The following is a 23,511-nucleotide window of genomic DNA, read 5'->3' as shown; positions in this document are numbered from 1 at the left end:
TGGTGCTGTGATCCTCGCCGTCGATCTCGGCAAGACGTCCTGCCGAGCCGCAGCAGGCGCCCGACGGGCTGAGGGTCCGGGCGCGCCGGGGCTCGCGGCGCCTGGCGGCGTGCGGGCCGCGGAGGCGGCGATCCTTGCCGTCGCGCGCGATCTCGGTCCCCTCGACGAGGTGATCGTGGGCGCCGCCGGGGCGCTGGCGGCGCCCGATGCAGCGCGCGCGCTGGGCCATGCGCTGCTGACTTCGCTGCCCGCCCAACGTATAGCGGTGACCAGCGACGCCGTGATCGCACACGCCGGCGCGCTGAACGGCGAACCGGGCGTCGTGCTGATCGCGGGCACCGGCGTCGCGGCACTGTCGATCGACGCGGACGGCGCGCTACGGACCTTCGATGGCTGGGGCCCGTGGCTGGGCGACGAGGGCGGTGGCGCGTGGATCGGCGCCGCCGGGCTGCGCGCGGCGCTGCGCGCCCACGACGGACGCGGCCCGTCCACCGCGCTGCTCGACGCCGCCCGCGCCCGCTACGGCGCGCCGCAGACCTGGCCCACCCAACTCACCGATGCCGCCGCGCTGGCGTCCTTCGCGCCCGACGTCCTCGCTGCCGACGGCGATGCCGCGGCGCTGGCCATCGTCCGCGCCGCCGCCGAGGCGCTCGCCGCGACCGCCCGCGCGGCTGGGGACGGACCGGTGGCGATGGTCGGCGGCCTGGCGGGCTTCGAGGCGCTGCGTAAGCAGCTCGACCTCGTCCCGGCCGCCGGCGACGCGCTCGACGGCGCGCTGCGGCTGGGGGCGATCCACCAGCCGCACGTGATCCGCGTGCAGGCGGCCCCCAAAACCCTTGCCCCGCAAGCGCTCGACGCGCTGGCCACCGAGGCGGTGCGCTCGGACCTGGACGACCTCGACGCGCGGCCGATCGGCGAGGTCGTCGCGTTGCTAGTCGCCGCCGAGGGTGAGGCGCACCAAGCAGTGGCGGCGGCGGTCCCGCGGATCGCGGCAGCCGCCGAGGCGATCGCCGCACGGCTCGAGAGCGGCGGCCGGCTGATCTACGCCGGCGCCGGAACACCCGGGCGACTCGGCGTGCTCGACGCCGCCGAGTGCGGGCCCACGTTCGGCACCGACCTCGTGCGCGGCGTGATCGCCGGCGGGCCGGCGGCGCTGACCGAGGCGATCGAGGGCGCGGAAGATACTTTCGACCCCACCGATCTCGCCGACCTGACCGCCGCCGACGCGCTCGTCGGGATCACGGCGTCGGGCCGCACGCCGTACGTGCTCGGGGCGCTTGAGCACGCGCGCGCGGCGGGTGCGCTGACCGTCGCGATCGTCAACAACCCCGGCAGCGAGGCGTCGGCCGACCTGATGGTCGAATTACTCACTGGCCCTGAGGTTCTCGCCGGCTCCACCCGGCTGACCGCGGGGACGGCCCAGAAGGTTGTGCTCAACGCGCTGTCGACGAGCGTGATGATCGCGCTCGGCAAGGCCTACGGACCGCGGATGGTCGACGTGCGCCCGACCAGCGCGAAGCTGCGTCGCCGCGCGGTGCGGATCGTCCGCGACGCGGCCGGCGTCGACGAGCAGGCCGCAGCCGCCACGCTGGCCGCCGCGGGCGGTCACGCCAAGACCGCGATCGTCGCGCTCCTCGCGGGTGTCGACGCGGCCGAGGCCGCCGTCCGGCTCGACCGGGCGCGGGGACGCGTGCGGGACGCACTCGGTTGGACATGACCACCGGCGGGAATAATCCGGACTATGGTCCGGTTGCCCGTGGTACTTGGCAGTCCAACTCGAAGGAGATTCAGCATGACCGCAGCCGTGGGGACTCAGAAGCTCAGCGCCGGGACGTGGGCGATCGACCCGGTCCACTCGTCGATCAACTTCTCGGTGCGCCATCTGATGGTCGGCAAGATTCACGGCAGATTCGATCGGTTCAGCGGCGCGATCACGGTCGGTGAAGACGGCACTCCGTCCGTCACCGCCGAGATCGACGTGAACTCGGTCGACACCGGCAACGAGCAGCGTGACGCTCACATCAAGGCCGCCGACTTCTTCGACGTCGCCCAGTTCCCGACCGCGACATTCGTGTCCACCGTAGTGCGGCCCGACGGGGACGACTACGTGCTCGACGGCGATTTCACGCTCAAGGGTGTTACCCGGCCGGTCGCGCTGACGCTGGTGTTCAACGGCGTCAACCCGGGGATGGGACGCGGCGAAGTCGCCGGGTTCGACGCCTCGGTTGTGTTGAGCCGCAAGGACTTCGGAGTTGGCGCCGAGCTGCCACTCGACGGCGGTGGCACCATGGTGGGTGACAAGGTCACGATCACGCTGGCGCTCGAGGCCCTCAAACAGGCCTGACCGGATGGCGGGCGACGTCCGTGAAGGCCGGTGTGCCTGCAGCCGACACGCTTAAGTTGTGAGCGTGGCAGTTCGCGCCGTCCTGGTTACCCCACTGTCGGGGCCGCTGGCCAGATTCGGGAAAGCCGGGGCGAGCGCCCTCGCTCTCTGGGCCGAGCGTTCCGGAGTAAGTCTGGACGTGATCGACGGTTACCCCTCCGTGGCGTCCGCAATACGGGCCGCCGAGGCCAGCCGGCCCAACGTGGTGTTCGGACCCTACGGTTCGGGGCCGGCGCTCGCGGCGGCGGCCGCGGCCAAAGGGGTCGTCTGGAACCACGGTGGCGCTACCGCCCGGCTGTCGCGGCCGACCTATCCGGGTGTCGTCAACGTGGAGTCTCCCGCTTACCGCTATCTCGCCGCGGTGCTCGAAACCCTTGCCGCCGAAGGTCTTCGCGAGGGGTCGGAGGTGGTGATACTCCACGTCGACACGGGGTTCGGCCGCGAGGTGGCCGAAGGGGCGGCGGTGGCGGTCCGGCGACTCGGTCTCCTGCCGCGGTCGGCCAGCTTTCGGCCAGCTCGGGCGAGAGAGGTGCTGACGCAGGTCCCGGCGGGCGATGTGCTGTTATCGGCCGGTTCCTTCGACGATGACGTCGCCATCGCGCAGTGGGCCAGCGAACGCCGTTGGCGCGCAGTGGGATTGGTCGCCGCAGGCGTCGACGAGCTCCGGCACGCCGTCGGTGATCGCGTTGAGGGGCTTTACGGACCGTGCCAGTGGTTCGACGACGGGACAGATGATCCCGCGGACGGACCCAACAGCGAGTGGTTCAGCCACTGCTACCGGGACGCGAACGGTACTGAGCCGCCCTATCCGGCTGCTGCGGCCTTCGCCGCGGGTGTCGTTTGGCAGCGCTGCGTCAAGGAGGCCGGAACGGTTGAACCGTTGCCGGTGCGGGCCGCGTCCCAAGGACTCGACACCACAACCTTATTCGGTCGGTTTCGCGTCGACCCGGTCACCGGCGTGCAAACCGGCCATCAGATTCGCGTCGTTCAGTGGCGAGGTGGACAGCGGGTGCTGGTTGATCGCCAGCTTCGTCGGACGTGAGCGTCGAACCGGGATCAGCCCGTTGAACGCTCGGCCCCAACGGTTTTACTGTTGCTTTACCCGGATAGGCGTAGACTCAAAGAGCGGATCCACGGCAGACCAAGGTCGGACCGGAAGAGAAGATTCCTCCTCTCGGCTGTGGCGCCAGCACGAGCATCAGGCACCCACGCAAGGCAAAGCCCATCAACTGGGCACAGCGTGGTGGGCTTGCGTCAGGCGGCGGAAGTGTCTCCTGACGCCGAGGCCACATTTCACCGCGCGTCATGCACGCTTGTTAACCAGGTGGTTCGTGCTTGGACGGCGCTCCTTTCGTCAGGAGCGCCGTCCGAGTTGTGTAATCGCAGGTCAGTGGGCCGAATTGTGCTACGATGAACACCTACGAGAAACAGGAAAAATGAATAGTCGTCTTGAAAGTTTATGGTACGCAATACAACATCCGCTGGGACCGTCGCGAGAACTGGGTTCATACGCAAACCACCAGACGAGCGTGGAGAAATTGACTCGGGAGATGAACGCAAGACGTCCATCCTGATTACTTCTTCTGTTGCCTGCGCGGTCTGCTGGGTCGAGGCGCGACATCCCCTCTCCGGCGCTTAGGATCCCTATATGCGAAGGGCTTTCGTCGCTACATTCGCGATCGGGTTGATCGTCGCACTGCTCGGTCTGATCTGGGCGCTCCAGGGATTCGGAGTGCTTGGTGGTAGCCCGATGAGCCACACCACGACCTGGTCCATCATTGGTCCGATCACGGTGCTGATCGGCATCGTGATCGCGGTATTCAGTTGGCGGAAACTCTCGTCGAAATAGTGCTCATGGCTACGCCACGGTGAAGTCGACCGTGTGCCAGCCGGTGGCGCCGTCAGGGACGGCACCAACCCGATCCGCCGTTTGGGTAGCTCCGGTGTTGTCGGTGGCGCGCACCGTGATGGTGTGTTTCCCAGGGCTTTTCGCCTGCCAGGGAAAGCTCCACAACCGCCACGTCTGGTTGGAATAGCTCGCGCCCTGTTGCGCGGGCTGCCACCCGCCGTCGTCGATGAGGACCTCCACGGCTCGCACGCCACGATTCTGTGCCCACGCGACACCGCCAAACACGACGGGACCCATCGGCACCTTCTGGCCGCCTTTCGGCACGTCTATCCGCGATTCGGTTTTGACCGGTGCACGCGGCGCCCAACCCTGCCGCGTCCAGTACGCCTTTGCTCTGTCGAAGCGGGTCAGCTCCATGTCGACGACCCACTTGGTGGCCGACACGTACCCGTAGAGCCCGGGCACCACCAGCCGGGCCGGGTAGCCGTGCTCGATCGGCAGCGGCTGCCCGTTGAGGCCGACCGCCAGGAGCGCGTCGCGGCCGTCGGTGAGCGCTTCCACTGGTGTGCCGGCGGTGAACCCGTCGATCGACGTCGAGAGCACCATGTCGGCGTCCGCGTGCACGCCGGCCGCTCCGAGCAGATCAGCCAGCCGGTAGCCGGTCCAGACGCCGGTCGAAATCAAGTTGCCTCCAACGGGATTCGACACGCAGGTCAACGTCGTCACCGTTTCGACGACGTCGAAGTGGGCGAGGTCGTCGAAGCTGTAGGTGGCTTCGCGGTCCACCATGCCGTGAATGCGCAGCCGCCAGTCGCCGCGGCTGAGTTGGGGAACGACGAGCGCGGTGTCCACCCGGTAGAAGTCGGCGCTGGGGGTGATAAAGTTCGGTAGCGCAACGCCTTTCGGTTGAACATCAGCAGGTATCGGTGGCGCCGACGTGCGGAGTTGGGGAAGCGCGAAGCTGTTGCGATCAGCGGCCACCGAATGCACCAACCGCGTGACGACCGCACTCACTACGCCGCTCGCTACTCCGAATCCGAGCAATCCGAACACGACCAATCTGCGCCTGCCGGCATCCGGCTCGTCGTGGTCGGCTTTGTCTCCCGGACCGGCCTGGAACCGGCGGGTGAGCAAGCGCAGGACCGCCACGCCGCAGGCGGCACCGGCGACGGTGGGGATGGTGTCGAGTGCCGTCGCACCCTGCCGCGACAGCACAGCGATGCATCCCAAGACGCCCGCCGCTGCGATCACGGCGCTGCCGAGCGGTCGGCGCCGAGTCTCGAGGGTGCCGGCGATTGCGGCGATCGTCGCGATCACCACGAGCACGACGACGGCCAGGAAGAGTTTGTCCAGAGAGCCCAGGGTCTGAATCGCCCATTCTTTGATGGGCCCCGGTGTCAGGTCGACGGCCACTGAGCCGATGGCAGCACGCGCATCGGCCTGCGCGCCGAACGGGATGCCCACCAGCTGGGCTACCCCGAGCGCGATGGCCGCGGCCGCGACCCCCGCGATCATCCGCTCATTCGATGGAGCGACAGCCATCGGAGCTACTCTACTCGCGTTCCGCTCAACGACCGCAAACACCTTGCCGTGCAGGCGAACCGGCGGCATCGGCACGCTGCCGTCGACCCGCGGCGCGGTACCGGCCATCCAGCGTGCCGCTGCACTGACGCGCCAATACGTCGGCGCACCAGCTCATTTCGTGTCGTCGACAAACAGCGCCATCGACGCGGTAAACCCATGCAAGGCGTTGCGTCCCGCGATCGGGCCGATCTCCCCGGCGGCGAAGAAGCCGGCGAGCGGAATCCCGCCCAGCAGGTCGCAGATCGTCGACGCGTCGTGATCGGCGACCCCGAACATCCGCCGGCCCCGCCCGTTGCAGGTGAACAACAGCGCGCCCACCGGAGGTCCGTGCAGCTCGGCCAAAGCTCGCTCCACGGAAAGCCGCAGGTCCTTATCCGCCCCAGCTGCGTCACGGACCTGAAACTGCACCGTCGCACCAACCTCGACAACCTCGCCGATCTGGATCGCCCCAGTGGAGGGGTCGGCGCCCAGCAGCCCGCGAATGATGAAGTCGCCCTGGCCCGGAGACGCCAAGTGCTCGTCGACGACAATCCCCACCTGCAGGCCACGGCTGACCAGCTCCTGCTCGTCGAGCGGCAGGCCTTCCACGATTTCCCGCAGCCGCACCAGCGGCGGGCGGCCGCCCAGCTCGGTGATCACCGCGCCGTCCGCGCCGGTGACGATATACGGGTGCCCGATCGGCCGGCAGCCTTGCGACACGATCGGCACACACTGCACGCCGGGCAATCGCACGCCCACCAGGCCGGCGCTGAGCACGTCGTGATCGCGGAACAGCCGAGTGTCGCCACGTCCTCGCCCCCCGCTCACCAGGCCGCCCACCGCGGTCGTTCCCGGCAGGTCGCTGTTGAGGTGATCGACGAGCAGATCCGACGGGAATGTGTACGGGTCCGGCAGCAGCAGGTGCAGATCCTGCGCGGTCCGGTCGAATCGGTAACCCGTGATCAGGCCACCCTTGTCTGTGCGCACGAAGTCCATGTGGAATGTCTCGGCGGCCAGGCCCGACGCCAGCCACACCGCCACGGCCGGCTCGTGCTCGATCTCGTGGCGGCCGGCGACGATCCCCTGTGCGACGCAACCGATCAGCGCGGGCGGCTCGATGACCTCCTGCACCCCCTTGAGGATGTGCACCGCCTTGTCGGTGTGCGCTCGCGATCCCAGCAGCACGGCCAGCGACGGCGCCGCACCGGCGAGCCCGTCGCGCGCGTGCGTTGCAGCCTCCACCGCGGCATCCTGTGCGTCAGGCACGGTGGAAACCCCCACTCCGATCCGCACCCTTCCATCATGCGCCGCGCTGGCACAATCAGCTCGGTAGCAATTCTGCTACCATCGCACCATGGCGACCATTCCCCAGAAGGAGCTTCGCAACAACGTCGGTGAGGTGCTGCGCCGAGCGGAAGCGGGCGAGGAGATCACAATCACGGTTGCAGGCCGGCCGGTTGCGCAGCTTGGCCCGGCCATGCCGAGGCGATGGGTCAGCGGGCCTGCATTGCGCGCGGTCTGGCGCGGTCCTGCCCCGAAAACGCTTGGCGCAGATCTCGAACGGTTTCCCGCTTCGATTGCCGACCCGTTCGAGTAGCGGATGCGCGCAGTCCTTGACACCTCCGTGCTTATCGGCGAGGAACCGCCATCGCACGTCGAAGCCGCAATCAGCGTCGCCTCGATAGCCGAACTCCATTTCGGTGTCCTTGTCGCCCGCGATGACGATGAACGGGCAGTTCGTACCGAGAGGCTGGGCGCAATAGAATCCGCGTTTGACCCGTTTCCGATCACGGTTGAGGTCGCCCGGGAGTGGAGTAGGTTATCAGCGGCTGTCAGTAATCGGGGCGGCCAGCCGCGGCGTCGCTCAATCGATCTCGTAATCGCTGCCACCGCAAACGTTTACGACGTGCCGCTGCTCACCCACAACACCGGCGACTTTCACATCATTGGTGATCTCGTCGACGTTCGTCATCCATCGGAGGTCGGGCCGCCTGAGCCGGGCGCGTTCGTGTAACCACGGACGGTCCGGCCACGCGCCGCGCGGCGTGGCTGAGCGCTCTTGTCGGTCCTCGTCGTTACGGTGCGGGCATGCAGTCGCTGATGTATCCGTCGATCGACCTCGACAGCACGTTCGATGAGCTTGACGCCGGTACGTGGCGCCGTGGCGTCTCGTACGCGCGGGAGGGACGGGTGCTGGGCTGCCGGTGGGACCCGAGCCTGCACAACCTTTCCGGCAGTGTTTGCGGCAGCCAAGCCCGCCCCTACACCACCACCGTGCAGCTGGTGCCGGTAGACGCCGACACCTGGTGCTTCGACAGCGGGTTCTGCAGCTGCCCGGTGCACGTGAACTGCAAGCATGTCGCGGCAATCGTCATCGCGGCCGCGGGAACCACCATCATGCCCGCCCAACCTCTGCCGCCGCCGGCTCCTCCGGCATGGCAGCAGTCGCTGGACGCGGTGCTTCCCCCACCCTCGGCGAACGATCGCGTCGAGACACTACTGGCCATCGAGCTCAGCCTGTCGGTGAGCGGGCCCTCAACGACTCTGGACGCGCGGCTGGTGCGGCCGGGCAAGCGCGGCGGCTGGGTGGCTGGTGACCTGAGCTGGGGCAAGTTGCACATGCTGTGCCACAGCGGTTATCCGGCCGCGCAGGTTCGGCTGCTGCAGGAACTCTACGCGACCTACCGGGCGTCGAGCTCGAATTCGACTGGCTACTACAGGTATTCATACGCGGGTTACTCGTACGGCGACGAGAAGACGATTCCGCTGCTGCGATTCGAATCTCCGCAGCTGTGGCCGCTGCTGGACGAGGCGCGTCGAGTCGGATTGCGGCTGCTGCAGGCACGGGAATGGCAGGAGGTGCCGGCGTACGTCCCGGCGCGGCTGTGCCTGGACGTGACTGCCGGCAAGACGGGCGAGCTCACCGTCACGCCCGTGCTTCGTCTCGACGGCGCCGCGACACGACCCGTGGCGTTCGTCGGATCGTCGGGTCATGGTGCGGTGTATGAAAACGACGGGCTAAGGCTCGCGCGACTGGACAAGCCGGTGCCAGAAGCGTTGCAGCGCATGGCGCTCGGTGGTAAGCCGCTGGTCATCCCGGCGGACCAGGAACCGCGGTTCGCCACCGAGTACTATCCGCGGTTGCGCCACATCGCGGCCATCACGTCGTCGGACCAGTCGTTCACGCCGCCCGAGATTGTCGGGCCGATGCTGGTGCTGCTGGCTCACTACCAGGCCGACCATGAGCTCGAGTTGAGCTGGGAATGGCGATATCGATTAGGCAACAACGAGTTTCGCGCACCCGTAGGCACGACGGGGGAGTATGCCGCCTACCGCGACCTGGGGGCGGAGAACATCCTCGCCTCGGGCATCGACGTGCCGTTAAAGCAGTGGGGGCTTCGCGCCGCCGACGGCACGCTCACCGCAACCCGGCTGTCCGGGCTGGACACCATGCGATTCGCCACCGAAGTCCAACCGCTGCTCGCCGCGCTTCCCGATGTCGCGTTGGAAGTGGCCGGCGACCCGGTGGACTACCGGGAGGCGGGCGGCTCGCTCGTTATCGCGGTGAGCACGGACGCAGTGGCCGGCGAGACGGATTGGTTCGACCTGGGCGTCACCATCAGCATTGAAGGCAAACCGGTCCCATTCGTCAGCGTGTTCACCGCGCTCGCGTCCGGCCAGTCGCACCTGCTGCTTGCCGACGGTGCCTACTTCGCGCTAGATAAACCGGAGCTGGTGAAGCTGCGCCGGCTCATCGAAGAGGCCCGCGCGCTCACCGATGCCGATGAGGGGCCACCCCGGATCAGCCGCTTCCAGGTCGGGTTGTTCGACGAACTGGCCGAACTCGGCGTCGTGACGCGCCAGGCCAAGCAATGGCGGCGCCAGGTCGGGGCGCTGCGCGCGTTGCAGGGTCTGGAACCAGCGCCGGTGCCGGCCGGTCTGCGCGCCCAGCTCAGGCCGTACCAGGTCGAGGGGTTCTGCTGGCTGGCGACCCTGCACGCCCACGGGCTCGGTGGGATTCTGGCCGACGACATGGGACTGGGCAAGACCCTCCAGTCGCTGGCGTTGATTTGCCACGTCCGCCAACAGAATCCGGGCATGGCACCATTTCTGGTCGTCGCGCCGGCCAGTGTCGTCACGAACTGGTCCGCCGAAGCTACCCGGTTCGCACCCGAGCTTTCGGTCGTGCCGATCGTCGACACGCTGCGCCGCGCCGGGGCCAACCTCGCCGAGCTGGCAGCGGGCGCCGACATCATTGTCACCTCTTACACGCTGTTTCGGCTGGACTTCGACGCCCACGCAGCCCGAACGTGGTCCGGGCTGATCCTGGACGAAGCCCAATATGTGAAGAACCATCACGCCAAGACCTACCAGTGCGCACGCCGGCTGCCCGCACCGTTCAAACTTGCGATCACCGGGACACCAATGGAGAACAACATCATGGAGCTGTGGTCACTGCTGTCGATCACCGCCCCGGGCCTGTTCCCTCACCCGGTGAAGTTCGCCGAGTTCTTCGCCAAGCCCATCGAAAAGACCGGGGATCCCGAGCTGTTGGCTCTGTTGCGCCGCCGGATCAAGCCGTTGGTCAAGCGGCGCACCAAAGAGCTCGTGGCCGCCGAGCTGCCGGCCAAGCAAGAGCAAATCCTCGATGTCGAGCTGCCGGCGCGGCACCGTGTGCTCTACGACAAGCGGCTGCAACGCGAGCGGCAAAAGGTGCTTGGCCTGTTAGACGACATGCAGCGTAACCGGTTTACGATCCTCAAGTCGCTGACCGTGCTGCGCCAGATGGCGCTGCACCCCGGGCTCGTCGATCCCGCACACGACACGCTGGCCAGCGCGAAGATCGACGCGCTCATTGAGCAGCTGCGCGACGTCATCGACGGCGACCATCGTGCGTTGGTGTTCAGTCAGTTCACTCGTTTCCTCGGCCGGGTTCGCAATCGCCTTGACACCGAGGGAATCGGCTACTGCTATCTCGACGGGCGAACCCGTAACCGCGCCAACGCGATACAGCGATTCAAGGAGGGGAATGCACCGGTTTTCCTGATCAGCCTCAAGGCCGGTGGGTTCGGGCTGAACCTCACCGAGGCCGACTACTGTTTCCTGCTCGACCCGTGGTGGAACCCCGCCGCCGAGGTCCAGGCCATCGACCGTACCCACCGCATCGGCCAGACCCGCAACGTCATGGTGTACCGGCTCATTGCCCACGACACCATCGAGGACAAGGTGCTGGCCCTCAACGCGCGCAAAGCCAAGCTGTTCGCCAGTGTTATCGACGACGGCGACGTGTTCGGCTCGACCCTCACCGCCGACGACATCCGGGGACTGCTCGCCTTAGCGGACCACTATGCCAGCGGCAGCGGTTCATTCCACGACCAGCGCCATTGACGCGGTAAACGTGCAGGGTCAGCGGAGCCAGAGCGTGCTGACAGGCAGCGCCGCAAGCTTTGGGCCGAACGGCGTGGCTTCTGGCGCCGCCGTGAGGAGGACGCCGAACTGGAAACGATCACCGAGCCTTTCGGCGAGATAGCGCAGACCACGAAGATCCTCGGCTCGCGGCGTACTGGTCGCTTTGACTTCGATGCCGCAGACCCGACCGTCGGGATGTTCGAGCACGAGATCAACTTCGGCGCCGCCACGGTCGCGAAAGTGCCAGAGACTCGCGCCCTCGGCTGACCAGGTGAGTTGCTTCCGAATTTCATTGGCCGCGAACGTTTCTAGAAGCGCGCCGAGGGGGCCGCCGGGACGATCCAGTGTTGCGGGGGTAACACCGAGCAGGTGGCAGGCTAGCCCGCTGTCCGACACGACCAGCTTTGGTCTGCGAATGACCTTGCGGCTCAGGTTGGTCGACCAGGCAGGCACTCGGTGGATGAGGAAGGCTGCTTCCAGCAAGGCCAGGTAGCCATCGGTGGTGCGGGCCGGGATCGACAGCTCGTTCGCCAACGCACTCACGTTGAGCTCGTTACCAGTCCGCGCCGCGCATAGCCGAAGTAATCGCGGAATTTCGGCAAGTCGCTCGATCGCCGAGAGCTCGCGGATTACCGACTGTGCCGCCGTGGTGAGGTAGTTGTTGAACCACGCCCGGCGCCTCGACGGCGCGCGGGCGACGATTTCAGGGAAGCCTCCGGTGGCGATTCGTTCGACAAGGTCGGCGCGCCGCATATCGGAGTTATGGATCAGTTCACGTGGTGCGGTGAACAGTAGGTCGACAAAGTTGTCGGCGAATCCGGCGAGTTCGCCTTGTGAGAACGGCCAGAGCTCGATGATCTCGACTCGGCCGACCAGTGCGTTGGCCATGTCGGGGGCTGAGAGAAGCCGCGCCGAACCCGTGAGCAGAAAGCGGCCGGGTCGGTGATCGCGATCAACCTCGGCCTTGATTGCCCGGAACAGTCCCGGTTCGAGCTGTGCCTCGTCGATCACTAGCGTGTCCACCGGCCGCGAGATAAATGCGCGGGGATCGTCGCGAGCAGCATCGCGGCTGGCGGCGTCATCGAGCGAGACGACCTCGCTTGACCCCGGGTAGGTGAGTCGCGCGACGAGGGTCGTCTTCCCGACCTGACGTGCACCGTTCACAACTACGACCGGAGTGTCGCCGAGGGCGGCCAGCACAGAGGGGGCGATCGCGCGAGCGACTACAGCCATTCGGCCACGATACGCTGCGGATCTGTCGGCATGTATATTGCGGATCCGTCTCGCATTGAATTGCCATTTTGTCCATGGCCATGTTGCCGATCTGTCCGCCAGCAATGTGCGGATCTAGGGGCCCCGCAGCTGGAGCTCGGCCTTGTGCGGTCACTGCCGAGCCGTGAGGTCACCGAAGCCGACGCCAGTAGGTTGATCCTCATGCAGATCCCGTTTGCCGACGCGGTGCTCGGCCGCCTCGCCCGCCGCGAGGCCGCGCTCGAGGCCGTCGAGGAGATCGAGGACGAGACCGTCGACGCCGACGTCGCCGAGCTGCCACCGGCCGAGCCGGCCCTGCTGTTGCAGAAAATGGAAAACCGGCTCCTCCGCCACCACCTCGACAACCCCGACGTGCTGAGCGCCGAGGACCTGCGGCGGCTGCGCTACATTCTCAACTTCGCCCGGCTCGCCGACTTCGAACCGGGCGCCGCGGGTCCTGGCGGGAGCCGCGGACGCGGGGACATCTCCGTCGGCGCCGAAATCGCGCCGTGGCGGTCCCGGGTCGGCGACGCGCTGTACGGGCCGCTGCGCGAGGAACCCGATCCCATCACCGCTCTCACGACGGCGCGAGAAGCATTGGAGTGTCTGGCCGCCGATCAAGACGACCAGCGCCGAGTCCTCATCGAGCGCCACGGCAACGACTTCTCGGCCACCGAACTGGACGCCGAGGTCGGCTACAAGAAGCTCGTCACCGTCCTCGGCGGCGGCGGGGGAGCGGGTTTCGTCTACATCGGCGGCATGGAGCGGCTGCTGGAGGCCGGCCAGGTGCCCGACTACCTGATCGGCTCGTCGTTCGGGTCGATCCTGGGCAGCCTGGTGAGTCGCGCCCTGCCGGTGCCGATCGAGGAGTACATCGCCTGGGCGAAAACGGTGTCGTATCGGGCCATCCTCGGGCCCGAGCGGCTGCGCCGCCGTCACGGCCTGGCCGGCCTATTCGCTTTGCGCTTCGACCAATTCGCCGACGCCCTGTTTCGCCGCGAGGACGGCGAACTCATGCGCATGTCGGACCTGGCGATCCCGCTCGACCTCGTGGTCGCCGGGGTGCGCAAACAGCCGTATTCCACGTTGCCGTCGCGGTTTCGTCGTCCCGAATTGGCGGCGCTGCAGTTGCGATCGCTGCCGTTCATGCCGATCGGCATCGGCCCGCGGGTGGCGGCTCGCATGTGGCAGGTGGCCGCGTTCATCGACCTGCGGGTCGTCAAGCCGATCGTCATCGGCGACGACGTCCCGGGCCGCGACATCAACGTCGTCGACGCGGCGTCCTTCTCGTCGGCCATTCCCGGTGTGCTGCACCACGAATCGCGTGATCCGCGCATGCACCCGATGCTCGACGACCTGTGCGCCGACGAGGACGTCGCTGCTCTGGTGGACGGCGGCGCGGCCAGCAACGTGCCCGTCGAACTGGCGTGGAAGCGAGTCCGCGACGGCCGGCTGGGCACCCGCAACGCGTGTTATCTGGCCTTCGATTGCTTTCACCCGCAATGGGATCCGCGACACCTGTGGCTGGTGCCGATCACCCAGGCGGTCCAGCTGCAGATGGTGCGCAACCTGCCGTACGCCGATCACCTGGTCCGGTTCGGGCCGACGCTGTCGCCCGCGAACCTGGCGCCCTCCGTCGCAGCCATCGACCGCGCGTGCCGCTGGGGGCGGCGAAGCGTCGAGAAGGCTCTTCCGGTGACGTCGGCGCTGTTGGAGCCGACCTGGTGGGAAGGCGACGGCCCGCCAGCCGGTGGGCCTGCGAAGCGCGCGAAGTCGGTGGCGTCGCCAATGAGTGCCGTCATGGCGGCGATTCAGGCGCCGACGAGCCGCATTGCACGGTGGCGAAACCGGTTGACATGAAGCTGCGGAAGGCCATTTCTGTTGCGGCTGTTTTGCTTACGCTCGCTGCGGCCGGCTGTGCAGCGCACAAAACAGTAAGCGGCAGCGCACCGGCAACGCCGGCCGGTACTCCTGACTTCGCAGCAGTATCCAAGTTGCTGACTGCTGCGATTGCGGCAGAGCGGCTGCCAGGCGCCGTGGTAGCGATCGGACATGACGGCAAGGTCGTCTTCCGGAAGGCTTTTGGCTCTCGCAGGCTTGCCGGCGAACCGGGGCTGGACGGATCGCCAGCACCTGCAGAGCCGATGACCGAGGACACGATCTTCGACCTGGCGTCGTTGACAAAGTGCCTCGCAACGGCGACCGCCGTCATGCAGCTTTACGAACAAGGCAAGGTTGCGTTCGACGATCCCGTGCAGAATTATCTGCCCGGCTTCAACACGACCAACGACCCGCAGCGCGCAAAGGTGACCGTGCGTATGTTGCTCACGAACACCTCGGGCGAAGGGATAGATGTAAACCTTCAAGACCCGTGGGGACTGGGCCGAGCCGACAAAGCCGAAGGTACTCACCGTGCGCTCACCACGCCGCTGCAGTCGGGCCCCGGCGAGGTTTTCCGCTACTCCGACATCAATTACATTCTGCTGGGCGCGCTGCTCGAGAAGGTCACCGGCGAGACAGAGGATGTGTACGTTCAGCGCAATGTCTTTGCGCCGCTTGGCATGACAGACACCGGTTATCTGCCTTTCGCCAAAGCATGCGGTCCGCACACGGTGCGAGGAGCGGCGATTGCCTGGGCCCCCGGGCCGCAGGGGCACGCTTGCCCGGCCGGTACATGGAGCACGAGTATTTTGCCGCGCGTCGCACCGACTGCCCTTGACGAGGAAAACAGCGGCGATCCGAGCCAGAATCCCGACTACGGATATCTGCTTCGGGGCACCGTGCACGACCCGACGGCGCGCCGCATGGGAGGAGTGGCCGGGCATGCCGGTGCGTTCTCGACGGCGCACGATGTCGGCATCTACGCGCAGGCCCTGCTTGATCGGCTCGCGGGCCGCCCGAGCGAATTTCCGCTGAAGCAAGCGACATTGGAGTTGATGACGACCCCGCAGCAGCCCGGACATACCGCTCAACAGATCGAAGCGGCCCGAGAAGCCCGCGCGAAGTCGGGCGCTCCGCGTTATCCAGCGATCAAGGGGCAAAACCTTTTTGGCTTCGGCTGGGATATCGACACCGCCTATTCCCAGCCGCGAGGCAGGATCTTTCCCGTCGGAAGTTTCGGCAACACAGGCTTTACCGGAACCTCGCTGTGGATTGACCCCGGCTCGGATACCTACGTAATCCTGCTCGCGAACTCAATCCTGGTACGAGGCAGTCCACCGATTTCGGATCTGCGCGGTGAAGTGGCCACGGCGGCAGCCCATGTCTTGCACCTTTACGGCAGCTGACACAGCAACTTCCCATACGAACTATCGACACCCAGTGGCGACAGTGGCATCAACAGGCAGCACGTCAGCCGTAGTAGGCGAAGCTGCACGTGGGCCGCGGTTCGGTCTTGAATGACGCCAGCTTGTCGCCGTCCATGATGATGGAGCAGGTGAGGTCCGTGTCGCCACCGTCGGCGGCTACCTCCGACTCCACTTCGTCGTAGACGGTGTACTGCTTTTCCCACGGCAGCGTCACGTTGGTCTCGGTCTGCTCTGGACCTCCGTTGATCCGGTAGCGGATCGTCACAGGTGCGCTGCTGCCACTGACCTTCATCACTGCCGTGCCAACGGCTTTGCCGGTGGGCGGCGCTGATGCCGAGGTTGTCGTGGTCAGCGAAGTGACCGGAGCGCGATTAGTTTCTGCCACCGGTGTTCCGGCGATCGTGGTGCATCCCGCCGCCACAATAGCAGCCGATACCAAGCTGATGATCACACCGACCGCATAACGGCACGAGCGCATGCCCGTACCCTACGACGTTCGACGCCAATGTCGGGATGGAAATCACTTCTGCCACACGAATCCCTGGCCCGGCCGGCGCACGGTTTGCCCGCCTCACAGCGACAACTCAAGGCGCACAACGATTGTCGCTCGGAGGCGGGCAATTTGCATGGTGGTGGTTCTGCGGCGTGACTATTGAGACTGGTGTGACGCGCGGGCTGGATTCCACTGCCAAGCCCGGCACCCGTCCCTCGCGGGCATTGCTTCGAATCTGGGCGGGCTGAGGGCGGCCGGGTAGCCGGCTGAAAAGCCGCTCGTTACAGCCCGAGCGCGGCGCGCAGCCGGTCGACGTCCATGCACGCGCGGGCCGCTGCACCGGACGGGAAGCTATCCAGCAGCTTGATCAAGTCGCCGCGCCGGGTCGGATCGTCGGCGGCCTGCCGCGGCGTGTGGCCGTCGAGCGCCGGGATGGGCTGATCCAGCCACTTGGTCTCGTAGTCACGGATGAATTCCTGAAGGGCTGCAGCCACTTTCGGATCGTCGTCGTCGAGCTCGTCCTCGTCGTCGACACCAAACTCCTCGGCCAGCTCGGCGGCGTCACGGGCGTCGCGCACCGGGCGGCGAAAGTCGTCGAGCACCTTCATCTCGGGGTCCAGGCGTGCCAGCGTGGCCAGCACGCGGTCCATCCGATTTTCGCTGCTGGTCGCTACGTCCAGCGTGCCGCCCTCGAGGCTCATCGAGGCCCGAAGCCGTTGTAGACCTTGGATTTCCACGTACTCGAACCACTGCGGCGGCTCCTCGCCGTCGACGCGGTCGTAGGTGTCGTCGAGCTGGTCCTGTATCCGATCCGGGTCGCTGACGCGCACGGTGGCCTCGCAGATCGCCAGCGGATCGCCTTCGCTGTTGACCAGCATCGGCGGCGCGAACCGGCGGCTCAGCTCCGCCACCAGCTCGGCGGCGTCGGGTTCGGTGTCGAGCAGGTCGATCAGCCGGTCGCGCTGATGCAGCGCAACGGGTTCCAGCCCACCGAAGAACTGCATGGTGTCGTCCCCGACGGGTATCGGACGTGCGCAGATCAGCTGCCCGGGCTTCAGCTGGCGGCTGGCCGTCCGCTCCTGCACCTCTTGGGTGTCGCCGGTGCGCACGTCGCGCAGCGTGACGGAGCGTCCGGGTTGCACGCCTTCGATCTCGAACACCGACCGCTCCGCCAGCAGCCACTGCTCCGCCAGCAACCGCTCGTCGTCGGGCAGCAACGACCCACGGATCTCCAGAAACTCCTCGAACGCGCCGCCTTCGAACAGCACCGCGTCCAGCACCAGCGGATCCTCCAGCACATCGGGATCATCGTCGGTGTAGCGGCAGCGTTCGTAGCCCACCTTGGCCAGCAGGTCATCCCATCCGCTCAGCAGCACGTGCTGAATAGCCTTGGCGTACAACCACTTCGCTCGCTCGGCCAGCGGCAGCTGCTCACGCCCGAGGTGGCACTTCTTGTACTTGCGGCCAGAGCCGCACCAGCATGGCTCATTTCGGCCGAGGTCGGTTCTAGGCTCGGGCCGGTAGCGCTCGAGCAGCTCCACCAGCGGATGGTCCGGCTCGGCGCCGGCCCGGCGCAACAACGCCAATCCCCGCTCGACGTGGCCGCGGTCGGAGGCAATGCGGGCCAGCTCACGCAGCGGCAGCGGCCACTCCGGATCCATCGACTCTGCGGTCAGCAGCTCACGTTCGGCCGCCTCGATGTCGCCGATGCGCTCCAGCGCCACCGCGCGCAGCCACCGGCACGCCACCCGCGCCGCGCGCGGCACCTTCGGCTCCAGCACGTCGGCGAACAGTCCCAGCGCGGGCGCCCCGGAACTGTCGACGCCGACCGTCTCGGCAACCAGGAGGTCCGCCAGCCGCGGGTCGGCGAGCGCGGCGCCCAGCTCACCCAGGAGATCGGTGAATTCGTCGTCCTCCGGCGTCTCGGCGTCTTCGCCGGCCGCGGCCACGGAATCCGCCGGCAGTTCGTCCTCGGCGGCTTCGACCAGCGCCGATATTTGCTCGTACAGCTTGACCAGCGTGTACAACGCGAACGCGTCGTCGGGATCGAGGTCATGGCGCTCGGCCAGCAACGCGCACCGCAACTCCAAACGCCAACTGTCAAAGTCGAACCCGGCAGGCGCGACCCAATCCAGGCAGCGTGCCAGACCATGGTCGTCGACGATCTCGCACAGCGGCGGCAGCGGCTCGGTGAACCATGCCGGGTCTTCGACGCACGCCGTCCATACCGCCGCGTTGAGGTAGGTGGGCTCGTCGGCGTCGAGCATCGCGACCAGTCGCTCGCCTACCGGGGAATCCGCGGTCTCGCTGACCCGTTCGGCCGCGAGTCCCTGCTCAGTCAGCTGCACGCCGACCAGATCCCCTTCGGCCACGCTCAACCCCGCCAGCGTGCCCGGGGCCAACAGCAGCGCACCGCCCTCGGCGACCGCCTCGTCCGGGATTCCGCGCTCCTCGAGCAGCTCGTCGTCGTAGTCGACCATCACGACTGGTGCCGGCGACCCGTCGGCGAACCGCTGGTACTGCGCGTGCTCGCAGAGCGTGGTGATCGGCTCCAGATCCGGGCACACGTTGAGGATGTCGTGGGCCAACTCGTCTGCGGCGATCCGGTGGGTGAGCACCCGCCCGGTCATCAGCGGCGGGAGCCACACCCATCGCTCGTCGACCAATTGCCGTGCTGGGAAATCGATTTCGTAGTGGAGCTGCTTGAGTACGGCATCCGGGTCGGCGACGCCATTCTCACGCAGGCGTCGCGCGATGTCGTCCTCGTGCAGCGGGCCGTGCTCGGCCAGAATTCCCGCAAGTGTTTCGCCGGGTGCGTCAGCCACGACGACCACCCTATGCCGGGGTTGGCTCAGCGGCGAGGTCCGAAACGAGCCGACCTGTGGTCCGTCCGACGGCGGCCGAGTGGGCACGTTTTGTCGATGCGTGCAACCTGCGACAGACACGACGAGCGGAACCAGCGTGAGTACTGGTACCATCGCAAAGGTAGAAAGGTACCAGCATGGCGTTGAACATCAAGGATCCGTCGATCCACGAAGCGGTCAAGGAGATCGCGAAAATCACCGGTGAGTCCCAGGCGCAGGCCGTGGCGACCGCGGTTAACGAACGTCTCGCCAGATTGCAGAGAGACGATCTCGCAGCCCGTCTCCTGGCCGTTGGCCACCAGACCGCGAGTCGGATGAGCTCAGAGGCGAAGCGCCTGGACCACGCTGACCTTCTCTACGACGAGCGAGGGCTTCCGGCGTGATCGTTGACACGTCGGCAATCATCGCGATCCTCAGCGAAGAGGACGATGCCGCTCTCTATGCCCAGGCCATCGCCGGTGCTAACGTCCGAAGGCTTTCCGCGGCAAGCTATCTCGAGTGTGGGATCGTCCTCGACGCCCAACGGGACCCGATCGTCAGCAGGGGTCTGGACCAGCTTCTCCAGGAAGCAGAGTGCGTGGTGGAACCGGTGACCGAACGTCAGGCACGGCTGGCCCGTCAGGCCTACGCAGATTTCGGCAAGGGCAGCGGTCACCCGGCCGCGTTGAACTTCGGTGACTGCCTGTCATACGCGCTGGCGCTCGACTTTCGCGAGCCGCTGCTGTGGAAGGGCGACGACTTCGGGCATACAGGTATTCAATCCGCGCTCGAGGGATGAGAGCGCTTCTCAGGGCGCCTCGCTCTCTGGCACGTCGTCCCCGGCGGCGCCGGCATGCTCACGCCATTTCCGATATCCGCGGTGCGCAGCGAACGCGCCGACGACGGCCGTCACGCACCACACCGCTATCGCCGCGTAGGCCAGCGGCGCCGATCGGTCCGCGATCGAGGCGCCCAGCGAGGTATAGACGAACGCCCGCGGCACCGAACCGATAAACGCCCCGACGGCCATCTGCCACAACGGAACTCCGAACGCCCCGAACGCATAGGCGGCCAGCGCATCCGAGATGCCGGGAACGAAGCGCTGCCCGACGACCGCCCACAGTCCGCCGCGGTCGATCAGCGCGTCGACGCGGTCGGCGCGTTCGGTCCCCAGCAGAGCCCGCGCGCTGTCGCGGCCGGCCCGACGACCCACGAGGCTCGCGACGACTGCGGTGCCCACCGTCGCGCCCAGCGTCACGGCGATCCCCAGCAGCGGACCGAACAGCAGCCCGCTGCCGGCGGCCAGCACCGGGCCCGGCACGAACAACGCGCCGAGCACGGCCGACATGACGACGTAAGTCAGCGGCGCCGCTGGTCCCGTCGCCGAGATCATGCGCCGCACCTCCTCGACGTCGATGACTCGCCTGACGGCGACCAGATAGAACAGCCCGAGCAGGAAACAAGCGAACACGGCGAGCCGCACAATGTGGCGCCGTCGGGATACCGTCGATGAGGTGTCGTTCATGCTGACCGCGATTCTTCCGTAAGGTCAAAGCGTGGCGAGAACCGACAACGACACCTGGGAAATCACCGAGAGCGTGGGCGCGACGGCGCTGGGCGTGGCCGCGGCCCGTGCGGCGGAAACCGAGAGCGACAATCCGCTGATCAGCGATCCGTTCGCGCGGGTGTTCCTCGACACCGTCGGCGACGGCGTGTGGAACTGGTACGAGGCTCCGGAGCTGCCCGCCGAGGTGGTCGAAGCCGAACCTGAGTTGCCGGCGCGGATGCGGTCGCTGGTCGACTACTTCGCTTCGCGGACAGCCTTTTTCGACACGTTCTTCCTCGACGCCACCCGTGCGGGCATCCGTCAGGCGGTGATCCTGGCCGCGGGCCTGGATGCGCGGTCCTGGCGGCTGCCGTGGCCCGACGGCACGACGGTGTACGAACTCGACCAGCACAGGGTGCTGGAGTTCAAGTCGTCGACGCTGCGGGACCACGAGCCGACGTGCAACCGGGTCGAGGTTGCTGTGGACTTGCGCCACGACTGGCCAACGGCGTTGCTGCAGGCAGGATTTGATGCATCGGCTCCGAGCGCCTGGTCGATTGAGGGGCTGCTGATGTACTTGCCGGCGGCGGCCCAAGACCTGCTGTTCGCCCGCATCCAAAAGCTTGCCGCCGCGGGCAGCCGGATCGGCGTCGAGGCGCTCGCGCCCAACTTCGCCGACCCCGATGCCATCGCGCAGCGCCGTGAGCGCATGGAGCGCGTCCAGGAGTTGATGGCCAAGGTGGATCCGCAGCGCCAGGTCCCCCGCAGCGACCAGCTGTGGTACTTCGAGGAGCGCGAAGACGTCGGCGAGTGGTTGCGCCGCCACGACTGGGACGTCACGGTGACACCGGCCGACGAGCTGATGGCCCGCTACGGCCGCGAACCCGCCAAGGACGTCGAGCAGGCCGCGCCCTGGAACCTGTTCGTGTCCGCGCAGCGGACCTAACGCAGCCGTACCATCCGCGTCGTCGAACTCTCGTCGAGCTCGACGAGATCTGAGCGGGAACGCAGGAAATCGCTGAAAGACTTGAATCCCAGCGACTTTTCGGAAAACGACGGGTCCATCCGCTTCATCTGCGCCTTGACCGCGGAGTTGTGCAGCCATTCGGCGTCGTCTTTTTCCATGCCGATGCGCAGCGCGCGGGTCAACAGACCGGTGGCCGCGGCCTGCGGATCGGGCGGCAGCGGCTCCTCGGCATCCTTGGCCCGTCGCCGGGGTGCTTCCGCGGGCTCGGGCACCGGAACCCCGGGAAGCGCGTCGTAGGTGACGAACTCGTCGCAGGCGGCCGCCAGCGACCGGCTCGACGACCCGGCAACCCCGACGCCCACCACGTAGCGGCCGAGGCGTTTGCAGCGCTGCGCCAGCGGGATGTAGTCGGAGTCGCCGGCCGCGATCACCACATGGGTCAGGTCGGGCAGGCGGAACATGTCCTCGACCGCGTCGACGGCCAGCCGGATGTCGGCGCCGTTTTTGCCGTAGGCGGCCGCCGGGAACAACTGCACCAGATCGACGGCGCGACCGACCAACTGCTCGCGGTAGCCGGTGTTGACCTCGGCCGACCAGTCCGCGTACGCCCGGGTGAGCACCAGCGTGCCGAACGACGACGCGAAGTCGATGATGGCGCCGACGTCGACGGTGGCCCGCGTCAGCCGGTCTTTGTCCAGTCCCTTGGCCTTGTCCTTCTGAAACGAGTTGCGGCCATTGATCTGGTCGTAGCGGGAGATCACGATGTTGTCGAAGTCGAGGTAGACCGCAACACGGCCCGCATCGGGAGCTGTCATGCGCCCAGTCTGTCACCGCTCCAAGCTGCCGCGACACTGATATGTTGCGGCGACACGCCGAAACGCTTCGCAATGAGTTAAGTTTCGGTGACGCGACGCCCACTGCCCGGCTGATGCTTTTTCTCGGGTGCTCAGTCGACCTGCGGCCGAATATGCCTCTAGCGCTTGTACATTCGCGCGACGACCGGCAACGCCAACGGCGTCGGCACGAACCGCGACGATCCGAGGAACGCTCGCACATGCGGCCCGCCAGGGACCACCGATGCGTGTCCATGCTCGGCGGCCTTCAGCGCGTCGGCAACCACCCGCTCGGCCGAAACCCGGACGAAGGACGGCATCCGGTCGACCAGGAAATCGGCGTCGTTGGCGGACTGAAACTCCGTCGGCACCGGGCCGGGGCAGACCGCGGTGACCGTCACACCGCTGCCGGCGACTTCGGCGTTGACGGCCTCCGACAACCACAGCACATAGGCTTTCGCCGCGGCATAGCCAGCGTTGTACGGCGCCGGCTGAAACCCCGACACCGACGACATGTTGATGATCGCGCCGCGACCGCGATCGACCATGCCGGGCAGGTAGCGCAGCATCAGGTCGGCCACCGCCTCGACGTCGACCCGCAACATCTGCAGTTCCTTGTCGCGGCCCTCGGCGCCGAACTTGGTGTAGATGCCCAGCCCCGCATTGTTGACCAGGATGTCGACCTGGGCACCGAGCTCGTCGATCCGCGCGGCCAACCGGTCTCGGTCTTCCGGCACCGCGAGGTCGGTGCCCACCGCGACGGCGTGCTCGTCGCCGCCCAGTTCCGTGCACAGCTTTTGCAGCCGGTCCTCACGGCGGGCAGTGACGACGACGCGGTAGCTGCGCGCCACGAGTTGGCGGGCGAATTGTTCGCCGATGCCGGAGGACGCTCCGGTGACCACGGCGACCGACTCTGCCGACGGCGGAGGAAGTGTCATGGCGGGAGCCTAGGCGCGCTTCAGCGCCAGAGGCAATGGGCAGGCGATCACAGGAGTCTCTAGAAATCCGGATGCTGATGCCCGGCTCTGAGCGACAACCGACCCGTTGTCGCGCGTAGCCGGGCATG

At 67.1% G+C, this 23,511-nt stretch carries 20 protein-coding genes and 1 pseudogene; 13 read left to right on the top strand and 8 right to left on the bottom strand.

Annotation, left to right across the window (positions count from 1 at the left end; all coding sequences use genetic code 11):
* Nucleotides 1–7 precede the first annotated feature (7 nt).
* The 5 genes and pseudogenes from AWB95_RS24090 to AWB95_RS09570 form a co-directional block, all read left to right on the top strand.
* Nucleotides 8–727, top strand: a pseudogene (locus AWB95_RS24090) (BadF/BadG/BcrA/BcrD ATPase family protein); the annotation flags it as partial.
* Between the two features lie 87 nt (nt 728–814).
* On the top strand, nt 815–1,717 hold the full coding sequence (locus AWB95_RS24085; RefSeq protein ID WP_169714662.1) for an N-acetylmuramic acid 6-phosphate etherase: 903 nt from the start codon (nt 815–817) through the stop codon (nt 1,715–1,717).
* Nucleotides 1,718–1,792: 75 nt separating this feature from the next.
* Entirely contained in the window at nt 1,793–2,344 is a 552-nt protein-coding gene (locus AWB95_RS09580) for a YceI family protein (protein WP_085168083.1), read from the top strand.
* Nucleotides 2,345–2,402: 58 nt separating this feature from the next.
* Nucleotides 2,403–3,425, top strand: a complete 1,023-nt coding sequence (locus tag AWB95_RS09575; RefSeq protein ID WP_085168081.1) for an ABC transporter substrate-binding protein — start codon at nt 2,403–2,405, stop codon at nt 3,423–3,425.
* Nucleotides 3,426–4,031: 606 nt separating this feature from the next.
* Nucleotides 4,032–4,232, top strand: a complete 201-nt coding sequence (locus AWB95_RS09570) for a hypothetical protein (protein WP_085168079.1) — start codon at nt 4,032–4,034, stop codon at nt 4,230–4,232.
* A 9-nt stretch (nt 4,233–4,241) separates the two neighbouring features.
* Here the strand turns inward: AWB95_RS09570 and AWB95_RS09565 are convergent, their stop codons facing one another.
* Both AWB95_RS09565 and AWB95_RS09560 read right to left on the bottom strand, forming a co-directional pair.
* Complete coding sequence (locus AWB95_RS09565; protein WP_085168102.1) at nt 4,242–5,774, bottom strand: molybdopterin-dependent oxidoreductase; 1,533 nt, start codon at nt 5,772–5,774, stop codon at nt 4,242–4,244.
* 153 nt (nt 5,775–5,927) lie between these two features.
* Nucleotides 5,928–7,088, bottom strand: coding sequence for an FIST signal transduction protein (locus AWB95_RS09560; protein WP_085168077.1), 1,161 nt, complete (start codon nt 7,086–7,088; stop codon nt 5,928–5,930).
* 61 nt (nt 7,089–7,149) lie between these two features.
* Between AWB95_RS09560 and AWB95_RS09555 the strand changes: the two genes are divergently transcribed.
* From AWB95_RS09555 to AWB95_RS09545, 3 genes are all read left to right on the top strand, one after another.
* Nucleotides 7,150–7,392 (top strand): type II toxin-antitoxin system Phd/YefM family antitoxin, encoded by a 243-nt coding sequence (locus AWB95_RS09555; protein ID WP_062539418.1) that lies wholly within the window; start codon nt 7,150–7,152, stop codon nt 7,390–7,392.
* A 27-nt stretch (nt 7,393–7,419) separates the two neighbouring features.
* Nucleotides 7,420–7,809, top strand: a complete 390-nt coding sequence (locus tag AWB95_RS09550) for a PIN domain-containing protein (RefSeq protein ID WP_238600887.1) — start codon at nt 7,420–7,422, stop codon at nt 7,807–7,809.
* 74 nt (nt 7,810–7,883) lie between these two features.
* Nucleotides 7,884–11,183: a DEAD/DEAH box helicase gene (locus tag AWB95_RS09545; RefSeq protein ID WP_084707033.1), complete on the top strand. Its 3,300-nt coding sequence runs from the start codon at nt 7,884–7,886 to the stop codon at nt 11,181–11,183.
* Between the two features lie 18 nt (nt 11,184–11,201).
* On the opposite strand, the gene AWB95_RS09540 is transcribed toward AWB95_RS09545, so the two are convergent.
* Nucleotides 11,202–12,437 (bottom strand): ATP-binding protein, encoded by a 1,236-nt coding sequence (locus tag AWB95_RS09540; RefSeq protein ID WP_062539420.1) that lies wholly within the window; start codon nt 12,435–12,437, stop codon nt 11,202–11,204.
* A gap of 201 nt (nt 12,438–12,638) precedes the next feature.
* Here AWB95_RS09540 and AWB95_RS09535 point away from each other — a divergent pair, with 201 nt between their 5' ends.
* Both AWB95_RS09535 and AWB95_RS09530 read left to right on the top strand, forming a co-directional pair.
* On the top strand, nt 12,639–14,315 hold the full coding sequence (locus tag AWB95_RS09535) for a patatin-like phospholipase family protein (protein WP_085168100.1): 1,677 nt from the start codon (nt 12,639–12,641) through the stop codon (nt 14,313–14,315).
* Nucleotides 14,312–15,742, top strand: a complete 1,431-nt coding sequence (locus AWB95_RS09530; RefSeq protein ID WP_085168075.1) for a serine hydrolase domain-containing protein — start codon at nt 14,312–14,314, stop codon at nt 15,740–15,742. The genes AWB95_RS09535 and AWB95_RS09530 overlap by 4 nt, the downstream gene beginning before the upstream one ends.
* 64 nt (nt 15,743–15,806) lie before the next feature.
* Here AWB95_RS09530 and AWB95_RS09525 read toward each other — a convergent pair whose 3' ends face one another.
* The gene (locus AWB95_RS09525) at nt 15,807–16,241 is read right to left on the bottom strand and encodes a hypothetical protein (RefSeq protein WP_062540117.1); all 435 of its coding nucleotides are present in this window, start codon (nt 16,239–16,241) and stop codon (nt 15,807–15,809) included.
* A 296-nt stretch (nt 16,242–16,537) separates the two neighbouring features.
* The gene (locus AWB95_RS09520; protein WP_420799425.1) at nt 16,538–19,090 is read right to left on the bottom strand and encodes an SEC-C metal-binding domain-containing protein; all 2,553 of its coding nucleotides are present in this window, start codon (nt 19,088–19,090) and stop codon (nt 16,538–16,540) included.
* Nucleotides 19,091–19,257: 167 nt separating this feature from the next.
* Here AWB95_RS09520 and AWB95_RS09515 point away from each other — a divergent pair, with 167 nt between their 5' ends.
* Complete coding sequence (locus tag AWB95_RS09515) at nt 19,258–19,503, top strand: type II toxin-antitoxin system VapB family antitoxin (RefSeq protein ID WP_062538662.1); 246 nt, start codon at nt 19,258–19,260, stop codon at nt 19,501–19,503.
* Nucleotides 19,500–19,898, top strand: a complete 399-nt coding sequence (locus AWB95_RS09510; RefSeq protein WP_062538663.1) for a type II toxin-antitoxin system VapC family toxin — start codon at nt 19,500–19,502, stop codon at nt 19,896–19,898. The genes AWB95_RS09515 and AWB95_RS09510 overlap by 4 nt, the downstream gene beginning before the upstream one ends.
* Before the next feature lie 9 nt (nt 19,899–19,907).
* Here the strand turns inward: AWB95_RS09510 and AWB95_RS09505 are convergent, their stop codons facing one another.
* A complete protein-coding gene (locus tag AWB95_RS09505) occupies nt 19,908–20,624 on the bottom strand; it encodes a TVP38/TMEM64 family protein (protein ID WP_062538664.1) in 717 nt (238 codons plus the stop codon).
* A 31-nt stretch (nt 20,625–20,655) separates the two neighbouring features.
* On the opposite strand from AWB95_RS09505, the gene AWB95_RS09500 reads away from it, so the two are divergent.
* Nucleotides 20,656–21,591 (top strand): class I SAM-dependent methyltransferase, encoded by a 936-nt coding sequence (locus tag AWB95_RS09500; protein WP_062538665.1) that lies wholly within the window; start codon nt 20,656–20,658, stop codon nt 21,589–21,591.
* Here the strand turns inward: AWB95_RS09500 and AWB95_RS09495 are convergent.
* Both AWB95_RS09495 and AWB95_RS09490 read right to left on the bottom strand, forming a co-directional pair.
* Entirely contained in the window at nt 21,588–22,427 is an 840-nt protein-coding gene (locus AWB95_RS09495; RefSeq protein WP_062538666.1) for an NYN domain-containing protein, read from the bottom strand. The genes AWB95_RS09500 and AWB95_RS09495 overlap by 4 nt on opposite strands.
* 158 nt (nt 22,428–22,585) lie before the next feature.
* On the bottom strand, nt 22,586–23,383 hold the full coding sequence (locus AWB95_RS09490; protein ID WP_062538667.1) for an SDR family NAD(P)-dependent oxidoreductase: 798 nt from the start codon (nt 23,381–23,383) through the stop codon (nt 22,586–22,588).
* Nucleotides 23,384–23,511: the final 128 nt, after the last annotated feature.

Source organism: Mycobacterium celatum (assembly GCF_002101595.1).
GTDB lineage: Bacteria > Actinomycetota > Actinomycetes > Mycobacteriales > Mycobacteriaceae > Mycobacterium > Mycobacterium celatum.
The sequence above is the reverse complement of the archived record's forward strand: the minus strand, read 5'-3'. Positions and strand labels throughout refer to the sequence as shown.